The sequence below is a fragment of the Thermoanaerobaculia bacterium genome, assembly GCA_018057705.1.
Taxonomy (GTDB): domain Bacteria; phylum Acidobacteriota; class Thermoanaerobaculia; order Multivoradales; family JAGPDF01; genus JAGPDF01.
In genome coordinates this window covers 43189-53469 of record JAGPDF010000029.1, presented here as the reverse complement: position 1 = coordinate 53469, position 10281 = coordinate 43189, and the positions used below count along the sequence as shown (strand labels likewise).

Here is a 10281-nt window from a genome sequence, read left to right as displayed (position 1 = left end):
CGGCGCGCCAGAACGCCTACTTCTTCTTGGCCTTGAGCAGGAAGGTCACCATCATGATGACGCGGTACTCGACGATCTTGCCCTTCTCGACCTTCACCTTCTGCTCCTTGATCCAGGCGCCCTGAACCTCGTCGAGCGAGGCGTCGGCGCGCGCGATGCCGGTGGCGACGGCGTCTTCGAAGCTCTTGCTGGAGGCGGCGCTGATTTCGATGATCTTGGCTACGGACATGATTGCGGCTCCTTTCGGGGTCGACCTGCGAGTGGCTGGCCTGCGTTGCGGGACCGAAGAAGGAACGGCGCCCTCCTTCTCCAAGTCCATGGTGGCGCACCTTGAGCCCTCCCGCAAGAGCGGAAACTACTCTCCTGGGACGGGCGGGTACGGCGAGGTGTCGGATACGATGGCTCGCCGCGCGGTCGAAGGGTTTGCCCAGGACCGCCGAGGAGTACGCGCGCCCATGCACCTGGCCCGGTCGATTTGCCTGCTCTTCTCTTTTCTGGCGGTCGCTTCGCCGGCGCAGGCATCGGTGACCGCCGGCCCCGGGGCGCCGGTCGAGCTCCGCTTCTACGCGGCGGCAAGTCTGCGCGACGTCCTTCGAGAGCTCACCCCGGCGCTCGAACGGGCGACAGGTACCACGCTGGTCTGGAACCTCGGCGCTTCGAGCGACCTGGCGCGACAGATCGTCGCGGCGGGGAAGGCCGATCTCTTCTTTTCGGCGGATGAGGGTTGGATGGACCACCTCGCTGCCGAAGGCCTCGTCGACGCGGCGTCCCGCCGCTCACCGCTCAGCAACCGCTTGGTCGTGATCGTGCCGGCGGATAGCCCGCTGCGCCTGACGAGTGCCCGGGATCTCGCTTCGCCTGCGGTCCGGCGGCTCTCGCTCGCCCATCCCGAGGCCGTACCGGCAGGAAAGTACGCCCGCGCGTGGCTCGAACAAAGCGGTGTCTGGAGCGCCGTCGCGAAGCGCGTCGTGCCGGCGCTCGACGTCCGGGCGGCGCTCGCGGCGGTCGAATCGGGTGCCATCGAGGCCGGCATCGTCTATCGCACCGACGTCGTGCATGCACCTCGTGTTCGGGTCGCCCTCGAGGTGCCGGAAGGCGAAGGACCGTCGATCTCCTATGCCCTGGCGGCGCTCGCCGACCGGCCGCATCTCGAACGGGCGCGCGCGGTCGTCGCCTGGCTGTGCGGCCCGGAAGCGGTGGAAGTCTTCGCCCGCCACGGCTTCGGGCGCCGCGAGAGCGCCCGATGAACGACGGTGCGCTCGTCGCGCTCGGGCTCTCCGCCCAGGTGGCGCTCTGCGCGACGCTCGCGATCCTGCCGCCGGGGATCGCGCTCGGCTGGCTGCTGGCGCGCCGCGAGGTGCCGGGGCGGGCGCTCCTCGAGACGCTGACCGCGCTGCCGCTGGTCCTGCCGCCGACCGCGATCGGCTATCTGCTGCTTCGCCTCCTGGCGCGCGACGGTCCCCTGGGGGAGCACACCCTCGGCTTCGATCCCGACCTGCTCTTCACCTGGAAGGGGGCCGTCCTCGCTTCCGCGATCATGGCGTTGCCGCTCGTCGTGCGTACGGCACGCCTCGCCTTCGAGGAGGTCGATCCGCGCCTCGAGTCGATGGCGCGCACTCTCGGTCTCGGCCCGCTGCGGGCCTTCGCGGAGGTGACGCTGCCGCTCGCCCGTCGCGGTCTCGCCGCCGCCGCGGTGCTCGGCTTCACCCGCGCCCTCGGTGAGTTCGGCGCCACGGTGATCGTCGCCGGCAACATCCCCGGCGAGACCCAGACCCTGGCGCTCGCGATCTTCAGCGACATGCAGGTCGGACGGGACTCCGAGGCGATGACGCTCGTCGCCATCACCGTCGTCCTCGCCTTCGCGGCGCTCTGGACGGTGGAGGTTCTCTTGCACAGACGGCGGCCCCGTTGACCGCGCAGATGCCCCCCGGGCTTCGCCTGGACCTCGAGGTTCCCTGCGGCAGCTTCGACCTCGCGATCGCCTGGGAGACGGAGCAGAGCGCGCTCGGGCTCTTCGGCGCCTCCGGGGCCGGCAAGAGCTCGGTGCTCGAGGCGCTCGCCGGCATCCGCCGCGGAGCGCGCGGGCGGATCGAGGTCTGCGGACGGACCTGGCTCGACAGCGGCCGTGGCGTGGCGCTCGCGCCCGAGGCGCGTGGCGTCGGCTACGTGCCCCAGGAGGCGGCGCTCTTCCCGCATCGCGACGTCCTCGGGAATCTCCGCTTCGGTGAGCGCCGGGCGCGCCACGCGCCGCGGCCAACGCAGCGGCTGTCCGCGGAGCATGTCCTCGAGCTGCTCGAGCTCGGAGACCTCGCGCACCGGCCGGTAGCGCTGCTCTCGGGCGGTGAACGCCAGCGCGTCGCGCTCGGTCGCGCGCTCTGCTCGGCCCCCGACCTCCTGCTCCTCGATGAGCCGCTCGCCAGTCTCGACCTGCCGCTGCGGCGGCGGATCCTGCCCTACCTGCTGCGCATCCGCGACGAGTTCGGGATCCCGACCGTCCACGTCTCCCACGACCCGTCCGAAATCACCCTGCTCAGTCGCGAAGTCTGCGTGCTCGACGCCGGAAGGGTGGTCGCCTGCGGTCCGCCGCGCGCCATCTTCGGCGCGCACCGGCTCGGGGCCGGATCGGACGGGAGAAGCGGCCAGGAGATGGGCAACGTCCTCGAAGGGCGGGTCGCGGCGGTCGCCGAGTCGCTCGCCATGGTCGAGATTGAACCCGGCCTGTGCATCGCGGTCGCCGACGAAGGGCACTTCGTGTCTGGTCAGCGCGTCGCCTTCGAGGTCCGGGCGAGCGACATCCTCCTCGCTCGGGGTCCGGCGACGGGGCTCTCGGCCCAGAATATTCTGGCCGCGACCGTGGGCGAGGTGCACCTTCCCGAAAGCGGGGACCTGCATGCGGCGGCCGTGGTGAACGCTTCGCTCGGCCGGCAGGCGCAGCCGATCGCCGTCGTCGTGAGCCGCCGCGCCTGCCGCGAGCTCGCGCTCGCGCCGGGTGTGCCCGTCCACCTCGTCTTCAAGGCCCAGGCCTGTCGCCTGCTGGCCGCCTACTGAACGACCCGTTTCCCGTCGCGAAAGGGCCGGCGCTTCGTCAGCCGCCCCCTCCTCCCGGGTGCCCGGCCGGTGACCGAACCGGGGTCGTCCTGCTCTCCGGGGTGGCTCGCGACGGCGGGAACAGGTGTACAAGTGGAGGTTCGAAAGCGGCGGCCGGCGTCCATCTGCCCACCTCCGGAAGGCGACTCGCCGGTCGGGTCGGCACCAACGCCGCGACATGGCCTGTTCCTTTCGACCCCTCTCGACTGTCTCTCCCATCGAGCCGGGTCCGGAACCACCCGGAAAGTTCCGGCTCCCCCTGGGCATGAAGGCCCGGAACGATCGCAGAAAGGCCAGGACTCGACCATGAACGACGCCCCCGTGACGCTTCGTACTGCCGCCGCCGGACCCTCCTTCGCTGCGCACCTGGGGGCGCTCCTCTTGGGTCTGGGTAGCCTGGTTCTGGCTCTCGGGACCCCGGCCCTGGCCCAGTGGAGCACGCAGAGTCCGCTGCCGACCCACCTCGAGGTCCACGGAGTCGCGGCTCCGGCCCCGGGGCGAGTCTTCCTCGCCACCGACGACGACTCGTTCGACGCCAGTGGCGCGCTCTTCGAGTCGAACGACGGCGGCGGCACCTGGATTCAGCGCGACGTGCCGGAAAGCCTCGGCGACGGCCTCAACGGGATCTTCTTCTTCGACGATCAGCGCGGATGGGCGTGGGGAAACAGCAACTACCGCACCACGGACGGGGGCACCACCTGGGAGCCTCTGCCACTTCTCGGCTCGGCCTATTTCATGGAGTTCTACTCCGCGAGCTTCGGCGTCACGACCGGGAACTTCGGCGCCTACGTCAGTCGCGACGGCGGGCTCACCTGGACGCCGTCGCCCGAAGAGATGATCGCCTTCGACTTCGCCGACGCCCTGACGGGGCTGGGAGTCTCCGGCACGGGTCTCTATCGCACCACCGACGGCGGTGACACGTTCGCGCTGGTGCAGGCCGGCGCGGCCGACGCCGTGGCGTTTCTCACGCCGACAGTGGCGGTGGCAATCGTCGACGGGACCCTCCTGCGCTCGGCGGACGGCGGCCTCACCTGGGCAGGGAGCAACGCAGCGGAGGGGCGAAACGCGCTGCTTGCCGTTGCCGCCGATGTCGCGCTGGCCTGGGGGCGCAGCGGCACGCATCCCGACTACGATGACCGGATCTTCCGCTCGGCCGACGGGGGAGAGACCTGGACCGACCTCGGCGAGGTGATCGACCCGGGTCCGTTCGCGGTCGGCGTCGCCTTCGCCCTGCCAGCAGCATCGATCGTGGTCGCATCCGATGGCGCGGGGAATCTCCATCGCTCGACGGACGCCGGCCTCACCTGGACGCAGACCTTCGCCACCCCCGGTCCGGCTCCGGGCTTCCTGGGCAGCGCCGTGCCGGTCTTCACCGACCCGCAGACGGGCTATTTCGGCTACGGCCCCGGCTTCGTCCTGCGCACCACCGATGGCGGTGCGAGCTGGCACCAGATCTCGAGCGGCTCGGGGACGGAGCTGCGCGACCTCGACCGCTTCGCCAACGGCGATCGGATCGCGGTCGGGCAGGCCGGGCAGGTGCTGACCAGCGCCGGCAGCTCCGCGGCCTGGTTGTTGCGCGCCACCTTGACCCCAGCGAGTCTCGAGGCGGTGCAAGTGATCGGGCCGCAGGAGGCCGTGGCGGTCGATGGCACCGGCCGGGTCTATCGCAGCACCGACGGTGGGGCGTCGTGGACCGCGAGCGCTTCCGCGCCCCCCGAGCTCGCAGCGGTCGATCTGCACTTCGCGACCGGTGTCGACGGCTGGGTCATCGGCCAGGGGTTCGCCAGCGCGGCCCTGTTTCACACCGTAGACGCCGGCGCTACCTGGGTGCCGGTGACCGATTTTCTGGGAACCTACGTCGCGGTGGACTTCGCCGGCCCGAGCGGCTGGGCCGCGTCGTACGACGGTACCTTCTACCGCACGACCGACAGTGGTTTGAGCTGGACGCAGGGGTCGCTGCCCGGTTTGGCCCCGCAGGTGAAGGACCTCGACTTCTGGGACTCGGCCATTGGCTACGCCGTCGGTGGAGGCGGTTATGCCGTGCGGAGCACGGACGGCGGCGCGAGCTGGCAGCTCCTGCCGACGCCTTCCGCCGACGACCAGCTCGTCGACATCGCGCTGGTCGGCCCGAGCGAGCTCTGGGTGGCGACGGCGGGAGGCCACGCACTCTATTCGGCCAACGGGGGAGCGAACTGGGCAGTCATGGACGCCGGCCCGGCCGGCTTCGGGGCCTTCGCGGCCATCGCCGCGAATCCGGCCGGGGATGCCTGGATCGCCGGCTGGCAGGGGGCAATCCGTCACTTCTCGGGACCGCCGCCGCCGCCGGTCAACCAGCCGCCGGCCGCCGCCTTCAACTTCTCGACCACCGGGCTGTCGGTCGCCTTCACCGATTCCTCCAGCGACAACGACGGCACCATCGCCTCCTGGCTGTGGAGCTTCGACGACGGCTCGACCTCGACCGAGCGGCACCCGACGCACCTGTTCGCCGCGGCCGGCACCTACATCGTCGCCCTCACGGTGACCGACGACGACGGCGACTCCGACGTCGCGGGCCACGCCGTCGTGGTTCAGCCCGGTCCGGGGGGCACCTTCGGTGATTTCACCGAGGTCACCCCGCTCGATCCGCTCTTCGTGACGCCGCAGGACGAGGACTTCTGGGTGGCCACGACCGCTCCGGCCGACTACGACGGCGACGGCGACCTCGACATCGCCGTCCTCGGGTACTACGTGGTCTACAACACGAGCGTCGAGGAGATGATGGTCCTGCTGCGCAACGATGGTCCGCCGGCGCCGGATGCGGCGACCGAATGGAACTTCTCGTACATCGATGTCCCTCTGGGCACCGTGACCGTGGGTGCTTCGGACCTCGCCTGGGGAGACGTCGATAGCGATGGCGACCAGGATCTCGCGCTCGGCAGCGAAGGCCAGACGGTGATCTACAGGAACGACGCCGGCACGCTCGTGCCGACCGACACGATCCTGCCGGGCTACTGGGAGGACAACGACCAGGCCGACTTCGACCTGAACTCGATCAGCTGGGCGGACTACGACAACGACGGCGATCTCGATCTCCTGCTGCCGTCGATCTGGAACGACGAGACCTTCACGTCACGCACCGCCCTGATGCGCAACGATGGCAGCAACGGCAGCGGCGGGTGGCTGTTCACCGAAGAGGCGACGGACTTCGGCCGCTCCAACCACATGCAGAGCAGCTGGGCGGACTTCGACGGCGATCAGGACCTCGACCTGCTCCTCGTCCATATCGCTCCGCTGACCGAAACCGGTTTCATCCACCGGTTCCGCAACGACGGCAACGGCGTCTTCGTCGGCGAGGAGATCCTCGGCACGCTCACCGTCGAGCACGGCGAGGCGCAGTGGGGCGACTACGACGACGACGGCGATCTCGACATCCTGGTCGCCGGCAACGTCAAGGAGATCGACGACAGCTACAACACGGTGTTGCGCCTCTATCGCAACGATGCCGAGAGTTTCGTGCCGGTCGAGCTCATGGACTGTGTCTTCTGCGAGGGCTGGTTCGACCTGACCGCGGCCTACTGGGCCGACTACGACTCCGACGGCGACGTCGACATCCTCCTCGCGGGGACGTACAACTCCGGCTCGCAGATCGAAGGGCGGGCGAAGGTCCTCGACAACGACGGCGGCGTCTTCTCGGACTCGGGCAACCAGCTGCCGGCCCCGCGCGCGATGGGATTCAGCGGTGGCTCGTTCAGCTGGCTCGACATCGACGGCGAAGGCGATCTCGACTACTTCATCGCCGGCTCCTACTTCGTTCCGGGGGGCAACGGACTCATCGAGACGCAGATGCATCTCTACCTGAACGATTCCGTGGCGGAGAACCTGGCACCCACGGCGCCGAGCCTCCTGGACTCGCAGGTCCTGGGGGACAACTCCGTCGACCTCTGGTGGAGCCCTGCCGAGGACGACCTCACTCCGGCGCAGGCGTTGACCTATGAGCTCCGGCTCTATCGTGACGGCGTTCCGGTCTCGACCGCGCGCCGCTCTCCAGAGCCCGGGAACCTGAGCGTCGCGAGCGAGTGGACCCTCTCGGGCCTCGCCGAGGGCAGCTACACCTGGACCCTCGAGGCCGTCGACAGCGCCTTCAATCCCGGGCCCGCTGCTTCCGCGGCCTTCGTCATCGGCACTCCGCCGGCACCGGTCTTCACCAGCGGTTTCGAGACCGGCGACGCAACGGGTTGGAGCGTGGTGTTGCCGTAGTTCGCCAGCGAGTGCGGCCGGGCCGGCGGTGAGAGAATCCGCGGCATGAGCGCACCCTCGTTCGCCGTCGCCCTGCCGGGTTGGGAGCTCTGCTGGATCCACCTCGAAGCCACCGGCGAGGGCGAGCCCGCGCTTGCCGCGCGGCGGGAGCGGGCCGCGACGCAGTTGCGCGCCGAGTGGACCCCGGCCGAGCTCGGTGAGGATCCGACGGTGACCGCGCTGCGGCGGCTGTTCAAGGCGGCCGGCACCGATCCGGCGCGCTACCGGCCCTCTTCGGAGGCGCTGGTGCGCCGCCTGCTCAAGGGCGAGGCGCTGCCGGGCATCCATCCCCTGGTCGACCTGAACAATCAGCTCTCGATCGAGCTCAAGGTGCCGTCGTGCATGATGCGCGATGGCTCGTTCGACTTTCCGGTCACGCTGCGCTCCGGCCTCCCGGGCGAGATCCTCGATTCGATGCGCGGCCCGCTCGACCTCGCCGGCAAGCCCCTCCTCGCCGACGCCGCGGGGCCGTTCGGCACGCCGATCACCGACGCGCATCGGGTGAAAGTGCTGCCCGAAACCACCTCCGGCTGGCTGGTCGCCTACCTGCCCGCGCAGCGCCTCGCGGGCGGCGACGTCATCACCCGACTCGACGAGATCCTCGCCGAAGCGCCGGTGGCCCGGCGCCTGCCCTAGTCCGGGAGCGGTCGCCCCGGTGGGTGCGATCGCACCGGGCCGGATCCGATTGTGCGAGACTGCGCCGCAAAGAACCCGGAGAACGCGTATGTCCGCAGACCTGCGAACGATGGCAGTCCGTCGGCACCGTTTCGTCCCGCGGCGCGCCGCCGCGCCCGCCTGGACGGCGCTCGCCCTCCTCGGCCATCTGCCCGCGCTCGCCACGGTATGTCCGGCGCCGCCGCCGCCCGCGCCCTCGGGCGTCTGCGCCGCGACCGCGGGCGACGCCGGGCTCCTCATGCGCGGTACCGTGCTCGCGCCCGGCGAAGTGCTCGAGAACGGCCATCTGCTGCTCGATGCGGCGGGCACGATCGTCTGCGCCGCCTGCGACTGCTCGGCATCGCCCGGCTACGCCACGGCGACCCGCATCGACTGCCTCGATGGCGTCATCTCCCCCGGCCTGGTGAACGGCGTCGATTTTCTGAACTATGCGCAGAACCTGCCCGCCGATTGGGGCGACGAGCGCTTCGAGCATCGCCACGACTGGCGGCTGGGTCAGAACGGACACTCCCAGATCGACGTCCTGGGAGCCGCCTCGGTCACCCAGCAGCGCTGGGGGGAGTTGCGCCACCTCATGGCCGGCACGACCGCGATGCGCGGTCAGGTCGGCCCGGCCGGACTCGTGCGCAACCTCGACACTGCGAATCTCGAGGGCCTTTCGAGCCCGTTCTGGGACGATGACGCCTTCCCCTTCAACGACACCGGCGGTACCCGCCTCGACGGCAGCTGCGCCTATGGAGCGCTGCCCGCGCCGGCGCCCGGCCAACCGTTCTGGATGGTCCTCGCCGAGGGCATCGACGCCACTGCGGCGAACGAGTTCGTCTGCGCCTCGGACAGCAGTGGAGTGGCCGGCGGCGTCGACGAGATCGACGGCGCGCTCATCGCGAGGGGCATCGGCATCACGGCGCCGGATGTCGCAGAGATGGCCGCGGCGGGTTCGACTCTCGTCTGGTCGCCGCGCAGCAATCTGGCGCTCTACGGCCGTACCGCGCCGGTGACCGACCTCGCCCGCCGCGGTGTACCGCTCGCCCTCGGCAGCGACTGGATCGTCACCGGATCGGCGACCCTGCTGCGCGAGCTGCGCTGCGCGGACGCCTACAACCGGCGCCACCTGGCGGGGCGGCTCTCCGACCGCGATCTGTTCGAGGCGGCGACGCTCAACGCCGCGGTGGCCGGCGCGATGGACGACGAGATCGGCCAGCTCGCCGTCGGCCGCAAGGGCGACGTCGTCGTCTTCGACCGCGCCGGGCGCGAGCCCTACCGCGCCGTGATCGAGGCCGGCTCGAGCCAGGTGGCCCTGGTGCTGCGCGCCGGCAAGGCTCTCCTCGGCGAGGAGGCGGTTCTCGCCGTATGGACGGGAGCGGCTTGCGCAGACGCCGCGATCCAGGTGTGCGGGCGTGACCTGCGGCTCTGCCTGACGAGCGAGATCAGCAGCGACTACGCCACCCTCCAGCTCGCGAACTCGGCCTCCTACCCGGCGTTCTTCTGTTCCGACGTGCTCGCCGGCGAACCGACCTGCCGGCCGGCGCGCCTCGCCGTGAGCGGCGGCTTCCCGGTGCACGATGGCCTGCCCAAGGACGCCGACTTCGACGGTGACGGCTACGCCAACGGCGCCGACAACTGCCCGGTGATCTTCAATCCGCCCAACGTCTCGCCGCTCGCCCAACCCGATGCCGACAGCGACGGCGCCGGCGACGCCTGCGACTTCTGCTCCACATCTGCCGCCGCCACCGGCTGCGGCGAGTCGGGGTCGTCGGACCTCGTCGCCACGCTTGCCCTGCCGGCCGAGATCCCCGAGCAGGCGCCTTTCGCGGCGACGCTCGCGGTCGCGAACGCCGGCGGAACACTGGCCGGGGCGCGCGCGGTGCTGCCGAGCCTGCGCGACCTCCAGGACGTCAGCTGGACCTGCGGCGGGACTGGCGGCGGAGTCTGCCCGGCGAGCGGCGCCGGGGGCCTCGATGCCGCGATCGCACTGCCGCCCGGGGCGGCGGTCACGTTTGCCATCGTCGCGACGCATCCGGGCCCGGTCAGCGCTCCGGGTGCCGGTTTCGTCGCCGTCGCCGCGGCGCTTCCGGCCGCCGGCTTCGGCGAAGCGACGTCGCTCGACAACTACGCCGCGACGTCGAGCCAGGTCGTGGAGGGGCCGCTCTTCAACGACGGCTTCGGCACCGGCGACACGAGCGCCTGGTCGAGCGCGGTGCCCTGAGCGGGGCGACGGCCGTCGGGATTCTGCGAACCGGGCTG

General features: G+C 70.8%; 7 protein-coding genes. 6 read left to right on the top strand and 1 reads right to left on the bottom strand.

Annotation, left to right across the window (positions count from 1 at the left end):
* Window positions 1-16 precede the first annotated feature (16 nt).
* Window positions 17-229 (bottom strand): dodecin domain-containing protein, encoded by a 213-nt coding sequence (locus tag KBI44_11125; protein ID MBP9145027.1) that lies wholly within the window; start codon window positions 227-229, stop codon window positions 17-19.
* Between the two features lie 226 nt (window positions 230-455).
* Here KBI44_11125 and modA point away from each other — a divergent pair, with 226 nt between their 5' ends.
* The 6 genes from modA (at window position 456) to KBI44_11095 (ending at window position 10243) form a co-directional block, all read left to right on the top strand.
* Window positions 456-1247: a molybdate ABC transporter substrate-binding protein gene (gene modA / locus KBI44_11120; protein ID MBP9145026.1), complete on the top strand. Its 792-nt coding sequence runs from the start codon at window positions 456-458 to the stop codon at window positions 1245-1247.
* Window positions 1244-1912, top strand: coding sequence for a molybdate ABC transporter permease subunit (gene modB / locus KBI44_11115; GenBank protein ID MBP9145025.1), 669 nt, complete (start codon window positions 1244-1246; stop codon window positions 1910-1912). The genes modA and modB overlap by 4 nt, the downstream gene beginning before the upstream one ends.
* Complete coding sequence (gene modC / locus KBI44_11110) at window positions 1909-3048, top strand: molybdenum ABC transporter ATP-binding protein (GenBank protein MBP9145024.1); 1140 nt, start codon at window positions 1909-1911, stop codon at window positions 3046-3048. The genes modB and modC overlap by 4 nt, the downstream gene beginning before the upstream one ends.
* 345 nt (window positions 3049-3393) lie before the next feature.
* Window positions 3394-7323: a VCBS repeat-containing protein gene (locus tag KBI44_11105; GenBank protein ID MBP9145023.1), complete on the top strand. Its 3930-nt coding sequence runs from the start codon at window positions 3394-3396 to the stop codon at window positions 7321-7323.
* A 45-nt stretch (window positions 7324-7368) separates the two neighbouring features.
* On the top strand, window positions 7369-7998 hold the full coding sequence (locus KBI44_11100; GenBank protein MBP9145022.1) for a hypothetical protein: 630 nt from the start codon (window positions 7369-7371) through the stop codon (window positions 7996-7998).
* An 88-nt stretch (window positions 7999-8086) separates the two neighbouring features.
* A complete protein-coding gene (locus KBI44_11095) occupies window positions 8087-10243 on the top strand; it encodes an amidohydrolase family protein (protein ID MBP9145021.1) in 2157 nt (718 codons plus the stop codon).
* Window positions 10244-10281: the final 38 nt, after the last annotated feature.

Coding starts and splice junctions, on each gene's coding strand:
- KBI44_11125 (MBP9145027.1), bottom strand. CDS start 229: ATGTCCGTAGCCAAGATCATCGAAATCAGCGCCGCCTCCAGCAAGAGC.
- modA (MBP9145026.1), top strand. CDS start 456: ATGCACCTGGCCCGGTCGATTTGCCTGCTCTTCTCTTTTCTGGCGGTC.
- modB (MBP9145025.1), top strand. CDS start 1,244: ATGAACGACGGTGCGCTCGTCGCGCTCGGGCTCTCCGCCCAGGTGGCG.
- KBI44_11105 (MBP9145023.1), top strand. CDS start 3,394: ATGAACGACGCCCCCGTGACGCTTCGTACTGCCGCCGCCGGACCCTCC.
- KBI44_11100 (MBP9145022.1), top strand. CDS start 7,369: ATGAGCGCACCCTCGTTCGCCGTCGCCCTGCCGGGTTGGGAGCTCTGC.
- KBI44_11095 (MBP9145021.1), top strand. CDS start 8,087: ATGTCCGCAGACCTGCGAACGATGGCAGTCCGTCGGCACCGTTTCGTC.